Origin of the sequence: Micromonospora sp. NPDC023888 (genome assembly GCF_040639415.1) — a bacterium.
GTDB lineage: Bacteria > Actinomycetota > Actinomycetes > Mycobacteriales > Micromonosporaceae > Micromonospora.
The window spans coordinates 61,304-79,239 of sequence record NZ_JBEZZW010000034.1 but is presented as its reverse complement, the minus strand read 5'-3'; the positions used below and the strand labels follow the sequence as shown (position 1 = coordinate 79,239).

At 71.7% G+C, this 17,936-nt stretch carries 16 protein-coding genes; 7 read left to right on the top strand and 9 right to left on the bottom strand.

Annotated elements, in window-relative coordinates; all coding sequences use genetic code 11:
• Positions 1–175: 175 nt before the first annotated feature.
• Entirely contained in the window at positions 176–1,126 is a 951-nt protein-coding gene (locus AB0F61_RS26125) for an NUDIX domain-containing protein (RefSeq protein ID WP_355032446.1), read from the bottom strand.
• A gap of 143 nt (positions 1,127–1,269) precedes the next feature.
• Here AB0F61_RS26125 and AB0F61_RS26120 point away from each other — a divergent pair, with 143 nt between their 5' ends.
• Positions 1,270–1,623 carry a PspC domain-containing protein gene (locus AB0F61_RS26120; RefSeq protein WP_357814486.1) on the top strand — a complete coding sequence of 118 codons (354 nt, stop codon included), beginning with the start codon at positions 1,270–1,272 and terminating at the stop codon, positions 1,621–1,623.
• Positions 1,624–1,630: 7 nt separating this feature from the next.
• Here the strand turns inward: AB0F61_RS26120 and guaA are convergent, their stop codons facing one another.
• Complete coding sequence (gene guaA / locus AB0F61_RS26115; RefSeq protein WP_357814484.1) at positions 1,631–3,187, bottom strand: glutamine-hydrolyzing GMP synthase; 1,557 nt, start codon at positions 3,185–3,187, stop codon at positions 1,631–1,633.
• A 155-nt stretch (positions 3,188–3,342) separates the two neighbouring features.
• On the opposite strand from guaA, the gene AB0F61_RS26110 reads away from it, so the two are divergent.
• Entirely contained in the window at positions 3,343–3,789 is a 447-nt protein-coding gene (locus AB0F61_RS26110; protein WP_357814481.1) for a GNAT family N-acetyltransferase, read from the top strand.
• Here AB0F61_RS26110 and AB0F61_RS26105 read toward each other — a convergent pair.
• Positions 3,786–5,483 (bottom strand): GMC family oxidoreductase, encoded by a 1,698-nt coding sequence (locus tag AB0F61_RS26105; RefSeq protein WP_357814478.1) that lies wholly within the window; start codon positions 5,481–5,483, stop codon positions 3,786–3,788. The genes AB0F61_RS26110 and AB0F61_RS26105 overlap by 4 nt on opposite strands.
• A 145-nt stretch (positions 5,484–5,628) precedes the next feature.
• Between AB0F61_RS26105 and AB0F61_RS26100 the strand changes: the two genes are divergently transcribed.
• Positions 5,629–6,747, top strand: coding sequence for an LCP family protein (locus AB0F61_RS26100; protein ID WP_357814475.1), 1,119 nt, complete (start codon positions 5,629–5,631; stop codon positions 6,745–6,747).
• 6 nt (positions 6,748–6,753) lie between these two features.
• On the opposite strand, the gene AB0F61_RS26095 is transcribed toward AB0F61_RS26100, so the two are convergent.
• The 4 genes from AB0F61_RS26095 to guaB all read right to left on the bottom strand — a co-directional run bounded on the left by AB0F61_RS26095 (position 6,754) and on the right by guaB (position 12,602).
• The gene (locus tag AB0F61_RS26095) at positions 6,754–8,208 is read right to left on the bottom strand and encodes a M1 family metallopeptidase (protein ID WP_357814473.1); all 1,455 of its coding nucleotides are present in this window, start codon (positions 8,206–8,208) and stop codon (positions 6,754–6,756) included.
• Positions 8,209–8,318: 110 nt separating this feature from the next.
• Complete coding sequence (locus AB0F61_RS26090; RefSeq protein ID WP_357814471.1) at positions 8,319–9,734, bottom strand: M1 family metallopeptidase; 1,416 nt, start codon at positions 9,732–9,734, stop codon at positions 8,319–8,321.
• A 156-nt stretch (positions 9,735–9,890) separates the two neighbouring features.
• Positions 9,891–11,009, bottom strand: coding sequence for a GuaB3 family IMP dehydrogenase-related protein (locus tag AB0F61_RS26085; protein ID WP_357814469.1), 1,119 nt, complete (start codon positions 11,007–11,009; stop codon positions 9,891–9,893).
• Between the two features lie 30 nt (positions 11,010–11,039).
• Positions 11,040–12,602 (bottom strand): IMP dehydrogenase, encoded by a 1,563-nt coding sequence (guaB, locus tag AB0F61_RS26080; protein WP_357814467.1) that lies wholly within the window; start codon positions 12,600–12,602, stop codon positions 11,040–11,042.
• 185 nt (positions 12,603–12,787) lie between these two features.
• Here guaB and AB0F61_RS26075 point away from each other — a divergent pair, with 185 nt between their 5' ends.
• Positions 12,788–13,207, top strand: a complete 420-nt coding sequence (locus AB0F61_RS26075; protein ID WP_355032437.1) for a DUF5319 domain-containing protein — start codon at positions 12,788–12,790, stop codon at positions 13,205–13,207.
• Positions 13,208–13,219: 12 nt separating this feature from the next.
• Here AB0F61_RS26075 and AB0F61_RS26070 read toward each other — a convergent pair whose 3' ends face one another.
• Positions 13,220–14,038 carry a response regulator transcription factor gene (locus AB0F61_RS26070; protein WP_357814463.1) on the bottom strand — a complete coding sequence of 273 codons (819 nt, stop codon included), beginning with the start codon at positions 14,036–14,038 and terminating at the stop codon, positions 13,220–13,222.
• A 253-nt stretch (positions 14,039–14,291) separates the two neighbouring features.
• On the opposite strand from AB0F61_RS26070, the gene AB0F61_RS26065 reads away from it, so the two are divergent.
• The 3 genes from AB0F61_RS26065 (at position 14,292) to AB0F61_RS26055 (ending at position 16,609) form a co-directional block, all read left to right on the top strand.
• Positions 14,292–14,675 (top strand): WhiB family transcriptional regulator, encoded by a 384-nt coding sequence (locus AB0F61_RS26065; RefSeq protein WP_355032435.1) that lies wholly within the window; start codon positions 14,292–14,294, stop codon positions 14,673–14,675.
• Between the two features lie 134 nt (positions 14,676–14,809).
• On the top strand, positions 14,810–15,709 hold the full coding sequence (locus AB0F61_RS26060; protein ID WP_357814459.1) for a LysR family transcriptional regulator: 900 nt from the start codon (positions 14,810–14,812) through the stop codon (positions 15,707–15,709).
• Between the two features lie 156 nt (positions 15,710–15,865).
• Entirely contained in the window at positions 15,866–16,609 is a 744-nt protein-coding gene (locus tag AB0F61_RS26055) for an SDR family oxidoreductase (protein ID WP_357814456.1), read from the top strand.
• A 121-nt stretch (positions 16,610–16,730) separates the two neighbouring features.
• Here AB0F61_RS26055 and AB0F61_RS26050 read toward each other — a convergent pair whose 3' ends face one another.
• A complete protein-coding gene (locus AB0F61_RS26050; protein ID WP_357814453.1) occupies positions 16,731–17,900 on the bottom strand; it encodes a low temperature requirement protein A in 1,170 nt (389 codons plus the stop codon).
• Positions 17,901–17,936 lie beyond the last annotated feature (36 nt).

The window sequence follows — 17,936 nt, the reverse complement described above, 5'->3', positions numbered from 1 at the left end:
ATCTGCGCCCGCTCCGCGGACGACAACCTCTGCCCCGGCATGACCCCTCATCCTGACGAGAATCCACCCCGTTGCAACAACCACTTGAGCCCAAGCGCTCGGGACACCCCGACATCAGTAGAACGGAGTCGATCATCCGGCCCGTGCCGCTCCTCGGGTGGAACGGCCCCGCGGGTCAGGTGAGCTGGGCGGCCTGGACTGCCTCGGCGGTCACCTCGGTGAGGTGGTGGGTGGGGAGAGCGCCGAGCTCCTCCCGGGCGAACCAGCGGGCTTCGCAGGTGGAGCCACCCACGTCGGCCACGGTCAGCGGGTTGGGCTGGTCGACCACGACCCGGTAGAAGGCACGCACCCCGTGCCAGTCGATCGGGTAGCCCTCGGGGCCGAGCGACGCGGCGTCCCGGTGACTCGCCACCCCGAGCAGCTCGACGAGGCGACCGGTCTGCCCGGTCTCCTCGACCAACTCGCGGATGAGCGCCGCGCCGGGCTGCTCACCGTAGTCGGTGCCGCCGCCGGGCAGGTGCCAGCAGCCGGCGCCCGGGTAGCCGTCGGAGACCCTCGTGAGCAGCACCCGACCGGCCGGGTCGGTGCACACCGCGTACGCGGCGAAGCGCTGCGCCCGGTGCAGCCCGTCGGGACCGGGCACCGCGTAGAAGGAGGGGAACTCGGGGGCCTCGTCGGGCACCACGTCGGCGGAGGACGCGGGCAACCCGAGGGCACGTGCGGTGAACGAGCGCAGCGGCAGCTCACGCGCCTCGTCGAGGGTGTACCAGCGGGCCAGGTCGGTGGGACGCTCGCCGACCCGGTCGGCGAGGGTGCCGCCGCGAACCGCCACCCGGTAGATCAGCCGGTCGGTGTGGATGGTGATGCCGCGTTCCGGCAGCGCCCGCATGTCGGCGAGGACGTCGGCCAGCCCCGAGACGGCGACCGAGAGGCCGGTCTCGGCGGCGGTCTCGCGGACCACCGTGTGGTTGGGGTCCTCGCCGTGGTCGACCGCCCCGCCGGGCAGGGACCACGTGCCGGGGGTGCCGGAGCGCTCCGAGGCGCGAACCAGCAGGACTCGGCCTGTCGAATCAGCACAGACTGCGTATGCCGCGATCCTGCGGAGCGGCTCCAGCAAGGTGGTCACGGAAGCAAATTCTCCCCGGGCCGGGTTACCGGAACGGAAAAGAGTCGGATTCCTGACTGTCCGGCCCCGATCAGGGATCGGTCAGGGTAAGGATCCGGGCGGTCACCGAGGGCGGGGCGGGCACCGGCGCGGACCGTGGAGGTATGACATCGACCACCGCTCCCCACGCCCCGTACAAGCAGCTCCGCCGACCCACCACCGACCGCATGGTCGCCGGGGTCGCGAGCGGGCTCGGCCGCTACTTCGCCGTCGACCCCACACTGGTCCGGGTGGCCTTCGCGGTCACCGGTCTGCTCACCGGCGGGCTCGCGCTGCTCGCGTACCCGATCATGTGGTTCCTGATGCCCGAGGAGCCCACCGGCGCGCCGGCCTGGCCGCACGCCGCGGGCGTCGCGCCGCACGCGGGCCCGCCGCCGACCGCCGGACCCGCCCCGGGGTACGCCCCGACGCCGCCCTACCCGCCGACGACGCCGTCCAGCTCGCCGCCGGCCGCCTGAACGGCGCTCACTCCCACTCGATGGTGCCCGGCGGCTTGCTCGTCACGTCCAGCACCACCCGGTTCACCTCGGCAACCTCGTTGGTGATCCGGGTGGAGATCCGGGCAACGACCTCGTAGGGCAGCCGCGACCAGTCGGCGGTCATGGCGTCCTCGCTGGAGACGGGGCGCAGCACCACGGGGTGCCCGTAGCTGCGCCCGTCTCCCTGCACACCGACGCTGCGCACGTCGGCGAGCAGCACCACGGGGAACTGCCAGACGCCCCGGTCCAGGCCGGCGGCGGTCAGCTCCTCGCGGGCGATCAGGTCGGCCTCGCGGAGCAGGTCGAGGCGCTCCTGGTTGACCGCGCCGATGATCCGGATGGCCAGGCCGGGGCCCGGGAACGGGTGCCGCCAGACCATGGCCTCGGGCAGGCCCAACTCCAGACCGAGCGCGCGGACCTCGTCCTTGAACAGGGTGCGCAGCGGCTCGACGAGCGCGAACTTCAGGTCCTCCGGCAGACCGCCGACGTTGTGGTGGCTCTTGATGTTGGCGGTGCCGGTGCCGCCGCCGGACTCCACCACGTCGGGGTAGAGGGTGCCCTGGACGAGGAACTCCACGTCGCCGTGCGAGGCGATCTCGCGGGCGGCGGCCTCGAAGACCCGGATGAACTCCCGGCCGATGATCTTGCGCTTCTGCTCCGGGTCGGTCACGTCGGCAAGCGCGCCGAGGAACCGGTCGGTGGCGTCGACCACCTTCAGCTTGATGCCGGTGGCGGCGACGTAGTCCTTCTCCACCTGCTCGGCCTCGCCCGCGCGCAGCAGACCGTGGTCGACGAAGACGCAGGTGAGCTGGTCACCGACCGCCTTGTGCACGAGCGCGGCGGCGACCGCCGAGTCCACCCCGCCGGAGAGGCCGCAGATGACCTCCTTGTCGCCGACCTGGGCGCGGATCCGGGCAACCTGCTCGTCGATGATGTTCTCGGGCGTCCAGGTCGGCTCGATGCCGGCGATGTCGTACAGGAAGCGGGTAAGCATCTCCTGGCCGTGCGCGGTGTGCCCGACCTCCGGGTGGAACTGCACGCCGGCCCGCCGCCCGGCCAGGTCCTCGAAGGCGGCCACCGGAGCGCCAGCCGACTCGGCGGTCACCGTGAAGCCCTCGGGCGCCTCGGTCACGGCGTCACCGTGGCTCATCCAGACCGGCAGGTCCGCCGGCAGGTCACGCAGCAGCACACCCGGGTCGAGCAGGCGGGGACGCAGCGGCGTGCCACCGTACTCGCGGTTGCCGGTCCGCGCGACGGTGCCGCCGAGCGCCTGGGCCATCGCCTGGAAGCCGTAGCAGATGCCGAAGACCGGCACGTCGGCAGTGAACACGCCCGCGTCGATCTGCGGGGCGTCCGGCGCGTACACGCTGGCGGGACCGCCGGAGAGGATGATCGCGGCGGGGTTCTTCGCCAGCATCTCGGCGATCGGCATCGAGTGCGGCACGATCTCGGAGTAGACCTTCGCCTCGCGGACCCGGCGCGCGATGAGCTGGGCGTACTGGGCTCCGAAGTCCACCACGAGGACGGGACGAGGCAGGCTCATGTGTGCAAAGCCTACCGACAGTCACGGCCGCCTCGGGCGCGGGCCGGCCCTCCGGCGCGCCGCGGCGGCGGCTCCGGGCGCAGCGGCCGGTCGGGAGGCCCCCTAGCATCGACGCGGGGCGATGACGGCAGGACGGGAGGACGGGTGTGACCGAGGTGACCATACGGCCCTTCCGGGACGCCGACGCCGAGCCACTGGCCGTGCTCGTCGCCAGGTGCCTCCGGGAGGTCAACAGCCGCGACTACCCGGCCGACCTGATCGAGCGGATGTGCGCGCACTTCGACGCGAACCGCTTCCGCGAACTCGCCGCCGTCCGGGAGGTCTTCGTCGCCGAGCAGGGCCGGCGGGTGGTCGGCACCGTGTCCCGCGACGGCAACAAGGTCTACACGATGTTCGTCGATCCGGACCGTGCCGGCCGGGGTGTCGGCCGCCGGCTCATGCACCACATCGAGCGGTTGGCCGGCGCCGACGGCCACGACCACATGGAGACCGGCGCCAGCATCACGGGGCACGGCTTCTACCACCGGTTGGGCTACCACGACGTCCGGGTCAGTGAGACCGACTTCGGGCTCAACCACATCCTCCGCAAGCCGCTGAGCTAGGCGCGCAGCGCGCCCGGGGCGTCCGCCGGCACCGCCGGGTGCCGCGGGGGTACGGACGCCAGCCGGCGGTACGGGGAACCGAGCGCCGGGCGGGGGTCCTCCTCGCCCCGGTTGGGCCAGAAGGACATCGCCCGTTCCGCCTGGGCGGTGATCGTCAGCGACGGGTTCACGCCGAGGTTCGCCGAGACCGCCGCGCCGTCGACCACGTGCAGCCCCGGGTGCCCGTACACCCGGTGCCAGGGGTCGATCACCCCGTCGGCCGGCGTCGCCCCGATCACCGCGCCGCCCAGGATGTGCGCGGTCATCGGGATGTCGAACGGCTCGGTGAGCGAGCCGCCGGCGGTGCCACCGATCTCCTCGGCGAGCAGCCGGGCCGCGGTGTTGCCGGCCGGGATCCAGGTCGGGCTCGGCGTGCCGTGCCCCGGGCCGGTGACCAGCCTGCGGCCGAACGCCCCGCGCCGCCACCGGGTGGTCAGCGAGTTGTCCACCGACTGCATCACCAGGGCGATCACCGTCCGTTCCGACCAGCCGCGTACCGAGAGCATCCGGGCGGCCAACCCGGGCTGCCGCACCATGCTGCCCAGCCAGCGCCGCACCCGGTGCGGACCGCCGTCGACAAGCAGCGACTGGAGCAGGCCCATCGCGTTGGAGCCGCGCCCGTAGCGGACCGGCTCGACGTGGGTCTGCGGGTCGGGGTGGAACGAACTGGTGATGGCCACCCCCTCGGTGTAGTCCAACCGCTCGGACCGGGCCCGCTCGCGGGGCACCGAGGCGCCCAGGATCGCCTCGGAGTTGGTCCGGGTCAGCTCACCGAGGCGGGGCGAGAGCCCGGGTAGCACGCCGTCGGCCTTCATGGCGTGCAGCAGCCGTTGGGTGCCGAGCGCCCCGGCGGCGAACACCACCTGGTCGGCGTGGATCACCTGCCGCCGCCTGCGCAGCCAGGCGCCCGTGCGCTCGGTGCGCACCTCGTACCCGCCGCCCTCGGCCGGTCGGACGGCGGTCACCGTGGTCAGCGGATGCACCGTGGCGCCCTGCCGTTCGGCCAGCCAGAGGTAGTTCTTGACGAGCGTGTTCTTCGCACCGTGCCGGCAGCCGGTCATGCACGAGCCGCAGTGCAGGCAGCCGGTGCGCTCCGGGCCGGCACCCCCGAAGTACGGGTCGGCGACCCGCTGGCCGGGACGGCCGATGTGCACACCCACCGGCGTGGCGTGGAAGGTGTGCCCCACCCCCATCCGCTCGGCCACCGCCCGCATGGCGCGGTCCGCGCCGGTCTCCAGGGGGTACGTGGTGACGCCGAGCATCCGCTTCGCCTGGTCGAAGTGGCCGGCCAGCTCGTCGTGCCAGTCGGTGACGTCCCGCCACTGCGGGTCGGTGTAGAACGCCGGCAGCGGCTCGTAGAGGGTGTTCGCGTAGACGAGCGAACCGCCACCCACCCCGGCGCCGGACAGCACCAGCACCCCACCGCCGGAACGTCGATCGGCCGGGCGCAGCAGGGTGATCCGCTGAATGCCGTAGCAGCCCAGCTTCGGCGCCCACAGGAACCGGCGGGCCCGCCAGGACGTCCGCGGGAACTCGTCGTCGGTGAAGCGCCGGCCAGCCTCCAGCACGGCGACGGAGTAGCCCTTCTCGGCCAGCCGGAGCGCTGTGACACTGCCGCCGAAGCCGGACCCGATGACGACCACGTCGTACCGCATGGACGCATCATTACTCGCGAGTAGCGCTCGCGCCAGCGACAGTTTTCGCGCGATCATGCTCCGGCCGACCGACCCGGCGCCTTCCGGCCGCAACCCGGAGCACCCGTCGGAACGTTGAACACCGGACGGGTGGAAGGAATCCAAGATGGTCCTCGGGTCGATGGCGCCGCGCCGACGGTGGCTGCTGCTGGGGTTGACGGCCCTCGCCGCCGTCGCGCTGATCGCGGCCGGCACGGTGGTGATCACCCGGCTGACCGGCGACAGCAGGCCGGGCGGCGCTCCGCTGGCCGGCTCGCCGACGCCGACGCCGATTCCGACGCCCACCCCGAGCCCCAGCGGCCCGCCGCCGGGTGCCGACATCACCGGCCCGCTCAACCTGCTGCTGGTCGGTGTGGACACCCGGGTCAGCGTGCCCGGCTGGGAGCCACACGGGGACGCGGTGCTCGTACTGCACGTACCCAAGGGGCTGGGCCAGGCGTACCTCTTCTCGCTCCCCCGCGACCTGCTCGTCGACATCCCGGCGTTCCCGAAGGCCGACTACAAGGGCGGCAAGACCAAGCTCACCCACGCCATGAGCTTCGGCAGCCGGGTGCCGGGCAAACCCAAACAACCAAGCACCGCCCAGGGGTACGAGCTGCTGCGCAGCACGGTGAGCGGATACACCGGACTGCGCATCGACGCGGGCGCGGTGCTCACGTTCAACGGATTCGACCGGTTGGTAAACGCGCTGGGCGGGGTGGACATCTACGTCGACCAGCGGGTCGCCTCGCTGCACCGACGGCCGGACGGCAAGTACCGGCAGAGCGCGCCCGGCGGATACACCGGGCCGCAGCAGGTCTACGAGAAGGGCAACCAGCACCTCAACGGCTGGCAGGCACTTGACTACGCGCGGCAGCGCTACATCACCGGCGGTGACTACGCCCGGCAGCGTCACCAGCAGCAGCTCGTCAAGGCGCTGACCCGCAAGATCCTGGACGAGGGCCTGGCCCGGCAACCGGAGCGGGTCGACCAGGTCGTCGCCGCCCTCGGCGACACCCTCGTCTACGTGGGCGGGCGCCGGATCGTGGACATCGCGTACGCCCTGAGCGGGGTGCCGGAGAACCGCTTCACCCTGGTCGGCCTGCCCGGCTCCGGCGTCGGCAAGGGCAGCGCCTACCGCGGCGAACAGCTGACCAGCGACGGCCGGAAGTTCCTCACCGAGCTGCGCGCCGGCCGCGCCGACGCCTACCTGGCCGCCCACCCCGCCCTGGTCGTCAAGAACTGACCCCGGTCAGAGCCGCTTGGGCAGGGCCGGCTTGCTGGTGCCGTAGAGCCAGGCATCGAAGACCATGTCGAGCTGCTTGCCGGAGATGCGTTCGGCGAGCGCCACGAACTCGGCGGTGGTGGCGGTGCCGTTGCGCTTCTCCGCCGCCCAGGTCTTGACGATCTCGAAGAACGCCTTGTCGCCGACCGACAGCCGCAGGGCGTGCAGCGTCATCGCACCACGCTGGTAGACCGACTCACTGAACAGCTCCTTCGCCCCCGGCTTGCCCGGCGGCGTCTTCCACACCTTGACCGGCACCCTGGCGTACCGGCTGTCGAACGCCTCCTGGACCGTGGACTTCCTGGTGTGCTCGGCCCAGAGCCACTCGGCGTACGTCGCGAAGCCCTCGTTGAGCCAGATGTCCTCCCAGGTGCCCAGGGAGACGCTGTCCCCGAACCACTGGTGCGCCAGCTCGTGCGCGACCACCTCGGTGTTCTCGCCCTGCCGGAAGAAACCGGCGGAGTAGACCGGGCGGCTCTGCGTCTCCAGGGCGTACGAGATCCGGCTGTCGGTGACCACCACACCGCCGTACGCGTCGAACGGGTACGGCCCGAACACGGTCTCCAGGTAGTCGGCGACCTTCGTGGTCTCGGCGATCGACGAATCCGCGGAACCGTTGGCCGCGATCGCGACAGCGCTGTAGACCGGCTTCCCCCGGTGCGTGGCCGTGGTGATCCGGAACTCGCCGATCACAAGCGTGCTCAGGTAACTGGCCATCGGCGACTTCTCCGACCACTTCCAGGTGGTCCACCCCGCCGTGCTGGCCTTGCCGCCGGGAACGCCGTTGCTGACCGCTGTGAGACCGTCGGGAACGGTGACCTCGAAGTCGTACGCGGCCTTGTCGGACGGGTGGTCGTTCACCGGGAACCAGGTACTTGCCGACTCGGGCTGCCCCAGGGCGATGGCACCGTCGGGGGTGTGCAGGAATCCGCCGTCACCGAGGGCCTCGTTCTTCAGCGGCTTCGGCACGCCCTCGTAGGCGATCTCGGCGACGAACCCGTTGCCGTTGACCAGGCCGGAGGCCGGCTTGATCACCAGCTCGTTCCGCTCCCGGCGGTGCGTCGCCGGCGCACCGTCCACGGTGACCGCGGTGACGGTCAGGCCGGCGAGGTCGAGGTTGAACGTCGACAGGTCGGCCGTCGCGGTGGCCTGCACGGTGGTCGTACCCGTCAGCTTGTCCTTCGCCGGGTCGTAGCGCACCTTGACCACGTACCGTGCGACGTCGTAGCCGCCGTTGCCGTAGCTCGGGAAGTAGGCGTCGCCGGCCCCCGGCGCGCCCGCGGTGAACGTCCGCGACGGCGTGGGGGACGCGCTCGGCGACGGCGTGGCCTCCGTGCCCGTCGAGTCGCACCCGGACAGTACGAGAGCCCCGGTCACCAACAGAGCCGAGCCCACCCGCAGTCTGCGTCGCGTCACCCGCATCCCACATCCTCCCCCGTACGGTGGCGGTGACGGCTCACGCCGCCCCGCGCGAGCCGGCTTCGCCCCGCCGTTCGCAGGCGGCAGCATATCGACCGGCCATCACGGCCCCGTCACGGCAGTGTGGGCGCTGAACCACCCACCAACCAGGCGTCGAAGAGCGGCCGGAGCTGCCGTCCCGCCACCCGCTCGGCCACCGCGACGAGGTCCGCGGTGGTCGCGTTGGCCGACGCCCGCTCCGTGGTCCAGGTCCGCAGGATGCGGAAGAACGTGTCGTCACCGACGGTCCGGCGCAACGCGTGCACGGCCAGCGCACCGCGCTTGTAGACGGCCGTGCCGAACATCCGCTCCCGCCCCGGCTCGACCGACGGCTGCGACCAGTCGGTCGCCGCGTACTGGAGCTCGAAGGCGCGCTGGACGGTCGGGCCGCCGTCGTGTTCCTCCCACAGCCACTCGGCGTAGCTGGCGAAGCCCTCGTTCAGCCAGATGTCGCTCCACCTGCCCACCGACACGCTGTCGCCGAACCACTGGTGCGCCAGCTCATGCGCGACGACGCTCGGATTGGGGCGGTCGTCGGTGAAGAACGCGGGCCCGTAGACCGGGCGGGACTGGGTCTCCAGCGCGTACCCGACCCGGTCGTCGGCGACCACGATCCCGCCGTACGAGTCGAACGGATACGGGCCGAAGCGACTGGACAGGAAGTCGGCGATCGCGCCGGTACGGGCCAGTGAGCTGGCCGCGCCGCCGGCCGGTGGCAGGCTCGCCGCCACGGCGGTGACCATCGGCCGACCGGCGTGCGTGCCGGTCACCACCCGGTAGTCACCGATCACCAGCGTGGTCAGGTAACTGGCCATCGGGGTGCGCTCCGACCAGCGCCAGGTGGTCCAGCCGTCCGCGCTGCTCTGCGGCCCGGGCACTCCGTTGCTCAACGCGGCCAGGCCGTCCGGGACGGTCACCGCCAGGTCGTAGCTCGCCTTGTCCGACGGGTGGTCGTTGACCGGGAACCAGGTGGCGGCCGAGTCGGGTTGGCCGAGCGCGACCGCGCCGTCGGCGGTGTGCAGGAAACCGCCACTGCCCAACGAGCCGTCCACGACGGCGGTGGGCACGCCCGCGTAGTCGACAGTCACTGTGAACTGCTCGCCGCGCGGGAGCCCGTCGGGCGGCGTCACCACCAACTCGCCGTCGGCGCGGCGGTGGTCGGCCCGCGCGTCGCCGATCCGGACAGCGCTCACGTCCAGGCCCGCCAGGTCCAGATTGAACCGGGACAGGTCCTGGGTGGCCGTGGCGGTGATGACGGCTCGACCGGTCAACCGGTCGGTCGACGGGTCGTAGCGGACGTCCAAGCCGTAGTGGGTGACGTCGTAACCGCCGTTGCCGTGCCCCGGCACGTACGGGTCACCGGCGTCGGCCGCGCCGGGCCGGAACCCGTCCCGGTGCTCGCCCGTACAGCCGGCCAACACCAGCCCGAGGACGCAGGTCAGCGCGGCGGCCAGCCAGGTACCGGCAGGCGACCGTCCGGTCCGGACCATGCACACTCCTCCCGCCGGGTCCCCGGGTCAGGACGAGCGTAGCCAGCGCCGCCGACCGTGCGACCGGTATCGGCCTTTTGCCGAACTCCCGGCGCAACGCGACGAAGGCCGACCCCGCACCGCGCGGGGCCGGCCTTCCGGCGTCTGCTCAGCGGGTCAGCGGTCGAGGACCAGGCCGACCTTCTGGAACTCCTTCAGGTCGCGGTAACCGCACTTGGCCATCGCCCGACGCAGCCCACCGAACAGGTTGAGCTGGCCGTCCGCCTCGTCGGCCGGCCCGAAGAGCAGCTCCTCCATCGACCCGAGCGGGTCACCGGCCACCTCGAACGCGCCCCGCGGCAACGACGGGTGGCTCGCCGCCGAGTGCCACCAGGCACCACCGGCGGGCGCCTCCTCGCAGAGCGACAGCGGCTCACCGAGCATCACCGCGTCCGCGCCGCACCCGAGCGCCTTGGCGATGTCGCCCGACGTCTGGATGTCGCCGTCGGCGATCAGGTGCACGTACCGGCCGCCGGTCTCGTCCAGATAGTCGCGACGGGCCGCCGCGGCGTCGGCGATCGCCGAGGCCATCGGCACCCGGATGCCCAGCACCGACTCGGTCGTCGACCACTCGTCGCCACCGATGCCCACGATCACACCCGCCGCGCCGGTACGCATCAGGTGCAGCGCCGTCTTGTAGTCGGTGCAACCGCCGACGATCACCGGCAGGTCGAGGTCGGCGATGAACTCCTTGAGGTTCAACGGCTCGTCGGTGGTCGACACGTGCTCGGCCGAGACGATGGTGCCCTGGATGACGAGGATGTCCACCCCGGCGTCCAGGATCACCGGGGCCAGCGCCAGGGTGTGCTGCGGAGAGACCCGCACCGCCACGGTGCCACCGCCGGCGCGCAGCTCACGGACCCGCTCGGCGATCAGGTCCGGGCGGATCGGCTCCGCGTACACCTCCTGGAGCCGCTTGGTGGCGCGGGCGTCCTCGTCGAGGCCAGCCAGCTCGTCAAGCACCTTCGTCGGGTTCTCGTAGCGGGTCCACAGACCCTCGACGTTGAGCACGCCGAGACCGCCGAGCTGACCGAGCCGTACCGCCGACGACGGGCTCATGGTGGCGTCGGAGGGGTGGCCGACGCACGGAATGCCGAACGGGTACGCGTCGAGCTGCCAGGAGGTCGACACGTCATCGACGTCCCGGGTACGGCGGCTCGGCACGATGGCGATGTCGTCCAGGTGGTAGCCGCGCTGCGCGGTCTTGCCCAGCCCGATCTCGACCACGTCACGCATGGGGGACTCCAGGTGGTTGGGGGTGTTGGGTCAGCGGGTGTGGTAGTTGGGCGCCTCGACGGTCATCTGGATGTCGTGCGGGTGGCTCTCCTTCAGCCCGGCCGCGGTGATCCGGATGAGCTGGCCCCGGCGGTGCAGATCGGGGATGTTCTCCGCACCGGCGTAACCCATGGCCAGTCGCAACCCGCCGACCAACTGGTGCGCCACCCGGGACAGCGGACCCCGGTAGGGCACCTGGCCTTCCACGCCCTCCGGGACCAGCTTGTCGTCGCTGAGCACGTCCTGCTGGAAGTAGCGGTCCTTGCTGTACGACTTGGCCTGGCCCCGGGACTGCATCGCGCCGAGCGACCCCATGCCGCGGTACGTCTTGAACTGCTTGCCGTTGACGAAGATCAGCTCGCCGGGGCTCTCCTCGCAGCCGGCCAGCAGGCTGCCGAGCATCACCGTGTCGGCGCCGGCCACCAGGGCCTTGGCGATGTCGCCGGAATACTGGATGCCACCGTCGCCGATCACCGGCACACCGGCCGGGCGGGCAGCCCGAGCCGCCTCCATGATCGCGGTCACCTGCGGCACGCCGACCCCGGCGACGATCCGGGTGGTGCAGATCGCGCCCGGCCCCACGCCCACCTTGACGCCGTCGGCACCGGCGTCGACAAGCGCCTTCGCGCCGGCGTACGTGGCCACGTTGCCGCCCATGACGTCGACCGCGACGTCGGCCTTGAGCCGCCGGACCATGTCCAGCACGGCCCGCTGGTGACCGTGCGCGGTGTCCACGATCAGCACGTCGACGCCCGCGTCGACCAGGGCACGGGCCCGCTTGTACGCGTCCTCGCCCACACCGATGGCGGCGGCGACCCGGAGGCGGCCGGCGTCGTCCTTGCTGGCGTCCGGGTACTGCTCGCTCTTGGTGAAGTCCTTGACGGTGATCAGGCCACGCAGCCGGCCCGAGTCGTCGACGATCGGCAGCTTCTCGACCTTGTGCTGGCGCAGCAGGGCCAGCGCGTCGTCCTTGCTCACGCCGACCCGGGCGGTGATCAGCGGGGTGTGGGTCATGATCTCGCGAACCGGGGTGTCCGGCTCCGAGACGAACCGCATGTCCCGGTTGGTGACGATGCCGACGAGCTGGCCGTCGCCGTCCACCACCGGAACGCCGGAGATGCGGTAACGCCCGCACAGCTCGTCGACCTCGCGCAGCGTGTCGTCCGGGCTGGCGGTCACCGGATTGGTGATCATGCCGGACTCGGACCGCTTGACCAGGTCGACCTGGAGCGCCTGGTCCTCCAGGGAGAGGTTGCGGTGCAACACGCCGATGCCACCCTGGCGGGCCATGGCGATCGCCATCCGGGCCTCGGTCACCGTGTCCATCGCGCTGGACAGCAGCGGAATGGACAACTCGATGTTGCGGGTCAGCTTCGTCCGGGTGTTGACCCGGCTGGGCACCACGTCCGACTCGCCCGGCTGCAACAGCACGTCGTCGAAGGTGAGGCCGAGCGGAACCACCCGGGCGGAGCCGGCCGGCAGCTCGGGCAGGTGGCCGCCCAGGTCGGCGTGCTCGACGCCGGCCGGAAGATCGGTGCTGGGCGAATTTTCCACGATTGCTCCCCTGAGCTGCTCGGATGGGCTTCAGCGAGGTGGCGCGGGCGGGCACCGGAGCGCGCCACGGTGCCGGCACGTCGCCTCATCGTACCCAGTGAGCTGGGCGACCCGTCCGTGGCGGGCCGGCCCGGCGCAAGGCCGGGGGGCGGACGTTCGCGCCGCGTTGGGTCTACGGTGAGGGGGTGCACGACGAGCCCATCGACCCGTTCAACGGCGACCCGGCCGATCCGACCGCGGGTCTGGACGACCCGGGCGATGACGCGACGCCGGATCCGCTGACCGACGTCGAGCGGCAGGATGTGCTGGAAGACCTCGCCGACCTGGAGATCTACCAGGCTCTGCTGGCCCCGATCGGGGTCCGTGGGCTGGTGATCGAATGCGAGGACTGCCGGGAGCCGCACTACTTCGACTGGGACCTGCTCCGCGGCAACCTGCGGCACCTGCTCAACTCCGGTCGGCCCCGGGTGCACGAGCCCGCGTACGACCCCGACCCGGACCACTACGTGACCTGGGACTACGCCCGGGGATACGCCGACGGGGTGCACGACACCCTGACCGAGGGCACCGAGGACGAGCCGGGCACGCCGACCGTCACCGAGTGACGGCGGCCCGCCTCAGGCGACCAGGCCGGCGCGGAAGCCTGCTGCCACCGCGTGTGCCCGGTCCCGGGCGCCCAGCTTGCGGAACAACCTGCGGGCGTGTGTCTTGACGGTGTCCTCCGACACGAACAGCTCCCGGCCGATCTCCGCGTTGCTCTTGCCCTCGGCCATGCCGAGCAGCACCTGAAGCTCGCGCTCGGTGAGCCCGATCGACGCCCGGCTGGGCCGGGCGTTCGGGGCGGACCGGGCCGGGTCGGCCTGGTCCGCCGACGATTCGCCGGTTGCCGACTCGGCCTCGTCGTCACCCCGCTGCACCGGCACCGACGGCACACCCGCCTGCCCCTCGCCGGGCGTGGCCGCCCAGCCGGGATCGCCGGCGCCCCGCGGTGACGGCCCCGAGCGACCCGAACCGCCCACTGCCGCGGCGTCCCGGGCCGGATCGGTGATCCGCTGCCGGGAGGCCCGTCCGGGAGCGGTGAGCAGCAGCAGCGCCTTCGCCACAGCGCTGGTCAGGTCCTGGTCGACATTCTGGATGAGGCCCCGGGCACCAGCACTGATGGTGGCCGCCGCGGCCTCGGACTCTTCGGTGCCGAGCAGCAGCACCGCGGCCTGCGGCGCGCGGGCCAGCACCCGACGGACGAAGCCGGCGCTGTCCGGCCGGGTGAGGGCCGTGTCGGCCAGCACCACGTCGGCCGGTCGCTCGGCGAGCCGCAGCATCACCTCAGGATCGGAGACGGCGGTACGAACGATTGCGGACAACCCCAGCCGCGCGGCAGCAGAAGTAAGGTGCTGGGCCGCGAGTGGTGTCCGAACGCACACAAGAACGGTACGCACTGTGGTCTCCTCTCCGCCAACGAGCAGACCATGACGGGGTCGGCTGGGGAGGGGGTTCCCGGCAATCCTTCGAACTTTTCCGACAGTTGGGGCAAAAGCCGCAATTTCTAGGACGTTTTCGATCACAGACGTGTGAGTCGACAACAGTTCGGGTACCGGGAGGTCCAGGCCGGGAACGGTGCGCCTGCGCGGCCCGCCGCCCGGATGCCGGCCACATGGATTCTCGCGGAGCCGCGCGGGAGGAGGGGTGCTGATGTCGAACGTACGTAGACTGCCCGGACCCATCGTCGATCTCTGGGACTGGCAGCGGCTCGGTGCCTGCCGAGGCCGGGACAGCGCCCAGTTCTTCCACCCCGACGGCGAACGGGGTTCCTCCCGACTGCGTCGCGAGTCGGCCGCCAAGGCAGTCTGCCGCGCCTGCCCGGTTCGGGCCGAGTGCGCCGCGCACGCCCTGTCGGTCCGTGAGCCCTACGGCGTCTGGGGCGGTTTCAGCGAGTCGGAGCGACTCCGACTGCTCGCCGTCGGCTGGGAGGACCTGGCCGACCGCCGGCACGCCCGCGTCGACGTCGCACGACTGGAGGCCCGACTCGGCCGCCCCCACAAGTCGACGGTCCCGGCCCAACGCCACGTCGCCTGAGCGGCCCACCCCCGCGACACCGTCACTCGACGCCGCGCCCCGTCACCGGGCGCGGCGTCGATGCGTGCGCCGGAAGCAGGTACCCGAGAGCTTGCCGCGAGAGGGGGCACCGGCCCGCGTGGTGTGATGGACGGGTGGAAATACGGGAAATGCGGGCGTTCGTCGCGGTCGCTGAGGAGGGGAGCCTGTCCGCTGCCGCGCGCAGACTGCACGTGAGCCAGCCCGCCCTCTCGCAGAGCATGAACGCCCTGGAGCGTCAGCTCGGCGTGCAGTTGCTGATTCGGGGCAGCACCGGAGTGCAGACCACCGAGGCGGGCATGACATTGCTCGACGAAGCTCGCGCGGTGCTCGCCCGACACGACCAGGCGGTCACCGCCGTCGCCCGGCACACCTCCGTTGGCGACAGCGTGCTCAGGCTCGGAATTCCGCTGGAACTCCCCACCGACCTGCTCTCCCGGCCGCTGGCCGACCTCGCCGTGGCATACCCGGACACCAGGGTCCAGGCCCGCCACATGTCCACCGCCGCCCAGGTCGCCGCACTGCGGGCAGGTGACCTCGATGTCGGACTGGTCCGGGAACGCCCGATCGGGCCGGACCTGGATGCCGTGCTGGTCGTCGAGGAACGACTGGGTGTGCTTCTGTCCAGCGAACAGGCCGCGAAGATCACCGGGCCGGACGGGATCCGGCTCGATGCGCTGGCCGGGCTGAGCTGGGTGGGCTTCCCCCGCTCCGGGAGCCCCGCCTGGTACGACGAACTCACCGCGATCCTGCGCAGCCACGGGCTCGACCTCGGACCGGCCGCGCCGGAAGGACAGGAACTCATCCCCGCGGTGAAGCTCGCCGCGGTGACCGCCGGCGCGGCCTTCGCGTTGGCGCCCCCCAACTGGTCCCCACCGATACCCGACCCGGTCACGTGGTCACCTCTGGTCGGGCATCCCCTGGTCCGGCGTACCTGGGCGGCCTGGTCGGCCGACTCCCACCGGCGCGACCTCGGCCGTTTCGTCGCCGCACTGGAACTGCGGGGCCCCGAGTAACTCCGGCAGCCGCACGAACCGGTGCTTATGGCGGCCATAACCAGCGCGCAGAGGGCGATGGGAAACGCTGAGCCCGTGGACGACTTGCACCCACTGGTCGGGACAGCCCCGACGGAAGCCGCCGACCGGCGGAACTGAATGTGGGTGGAGACAACGATGACAGACCTTCGAGGAAAGTCGGCGCTGGTAACCGGTGGCAACAGCGGTATCGGCCGGGCGACCGCACTGGCGTTGGCCACGCTCGGTGCCCACGTGGTGATCTCCGGGCGGGACGAGAACCGGGGTGGCGACGTGGTCCGGGAAATCCGTGCGGCGGGTGGACAGGCGGACTTCCTGGTCGCCGATCTGCGGGACGAGGCCTCGGCCCGGTCCCTGGCCGCACGGACCCGGCACATGGTCGGACAGGTGGACATACTGGTCAACAACGCCGGAATCTACCCGTTCGGCCCCACCGAGCAGACCACCGAGCAGGACTTCGACGCGGTGTTCGCGCTGAACGTGAAGGCCCCGTACTTCCTGGTCGCCGAACTCGCGCCGGAGATGGCGAAGCGCGGCCATGGCGCGATCATCAATCTGACGACCATGGTCGCCGAGTTCGGTCAGGCGGGGATGAGCCTCTACGGGTCGAGCAAGGCCGCGCTGGTCCTGCTCACGAAGTCCTGGGCCGCCGAGTACGGGCCTCAGGGTGTTCGGGTGAACGCGGTAAGCCCCGGCCCGACCCGCACCGAGGGCACCGCCGGCATGGGCGAGAACCTCGACCAGCTGGCCACCATGGCACCGGCCGGCCGGCCCGGCTCGGCCGAGGAGATCGCCGAGGCGGTCGCCTTCCTGGCAACCGAGCGGTCGAGCTTCGTGCACGGCGCGGTGCTGCCCGTCGACGGCGGACGAATCGCCGTCTGAGGTGCGGCACCACCCCGCGGCCCGCTCCACGCTGCTTCAGCCGTGGAGCGGGCCGCGGTCGGCCGGGTTGGGCCACAGGTGCCTGACCGACGGCCTCGGCACCACGGCGGAAGGGCCGTCATCAACGGGACCGGCCCGACGCGGCACGCTGTTCGACGACCGCCAGCACCACCCAGGCCACAGCCACGAGCCACACCGCCACAAGCGGCGGCAGTCCTCCCAGCGCGACCACCAGCGCGACGAGTCCCACCCCAGCCTGGGTCACCGCGACCCAGCGGCCGACCGGCAGGCTGATTCCCCGGTAGATGATGACGCAGCCGACGATCATCACCAGCTGACTGCCGCCCAGCAGTCGCCCGGCCACGTCATGTCCGGGCCCTCGGTGGGCCGCCTCCTCCGCCGCCAACTCGACGGCGACCCCCGCTGTCACGATCGCGGCGTAGACCAGCAGGTGCCCGTAGGCGTAGAGGTAGCTCCGGACCACCGCCTGCCGCCCGCCGCGCAGGGCCCTGTTTCCCGCCTCGCTGTCGAACGTGGCGACGAAGTACACCCACCACACCCCGCTGGCGATGACGAACCCGCCGATCCCGATCGCCACCGAGACACCGCGCCAACCCGTGGCGTCGATCCCGTTCGCGACCGACAGGACCGCCTCTCCGAGCACGACGATGGTGAAGAGACCGAACCGCTCGGGCATGTGGGACGTCTGCGTCGGCGCCCGGCGTACCAGGGCGTAGGCCAGTGGTCCGGCGATCGTGGCGTTGACGACGAGTGCGGCGCTCCAGACCCAGTACCGCATCGGTGCGGAGACCAGGAGCGAGCCACACCAGAGCCCGGCGGCGACCAGGAAGCCTGTGGCGTTCCACCAGCAGAATTCCCGAGCCTCGACATCGAGCCAGCCCACGAGCGCGTACATCGCGGTGAGCAGCGCCAGCAGCAGCCCGTAGATCACCGCGAAGCGGCTGGCGTCGGCACCGGCGTCTCCGGGGAGGGAAGCCGCCAGCGTCAGCACACCCAGCATCGCGGTCAGCTGCGCCAGGCGGCTCGGTGGCTGGTCGTCGTCGAAGAGGTCGGCGAAGTAGGAGAAGCTGAACCAGAGCCACCAGACCACGCTGATCAGGCCGGCGAAGACCAGCACTCCGCGGACCGACGGATCCCCCACCAGCCGCTGAGCGAGCCGGAGCACCGCGACCACGAACACCAGGTCGAAGAAGAGCTCCAGCCAGCTGGCCCGGCGTGCCACGCCGTAGCCATGGATCAGGGAGCGCCTGCCGCGACGCCGGGCCTCCACCGGCTGAGGTTAGCGAGGATCGGGCACCGACTGACC

Bases quoted from the DNA above. Each gene is read 5' to 3' on its own strand.
- AB0F61_RS26120 (WP_357814486.1), top strand. From the start codon at position 1,270: ATGACATCGACCACCGCTCCCCACGCCCCGTACAAGCAGCTCCGCCGA.
- guaA (WP_357814484.1), bottom strand. From the start codon at position 3,187: ATGAGCCTGCCTCGTCCCGTCCTCGTGGTGGACTTCGGAGCCCAGTAC.
- AB0F61_RS26105 (WP_357814478.1), bottom strand. From the start codon at position 5,483: ATGCGGTACGACGTGGTCGTCATCGGGTCCGGCTTCGGCGGCAGTGTC.
- AB0F61_RS26100 (WP_357814475.1), top strand. From the start codon at position 5,629: ATGGTCCTCGGGTCGATGGCGCCGCGCCGACGGTGGCTGCTGCTGGGG.
- AB0F61_RS26095 (WP_357814473.1), bottom strand. From the start codon at position 8,208: ATGCGGGTGACGCGACGCAGACTGCGGGTGGGCTCGGCTCTGTTGGTG.
- AB0F61_RS26090 (WP_357814471.1), bottom strand. From the start codon at position 9,734: ATGGTCCGGACCGGACGGTCGCCTGCCGGTACCTGGCTGGCCGCCGCG.
- AB0F61_RS26085 (WP_357814469.1), bottom strand. From the start codon at position 11,009: ATGCGTGACGTGGTCGAGATCGGGCTGGGCAAGACCGCGCAGCGCGGC.
- AB0F61_RS26065 (WP_355032435.1), top strand. From the start codon at position 14,292: ATGTCGAACGTACGTAGACTGCCCGGACCCATCGTCGATCTCTGGGAC.
- AB0F61_RS26055 (WP_357814456.1), top strand. From the start codon at position 15,866: ATGACAGACCTTCGAGGAAAGTCGGCGCTGGTAACCGGTGGCAACAGC.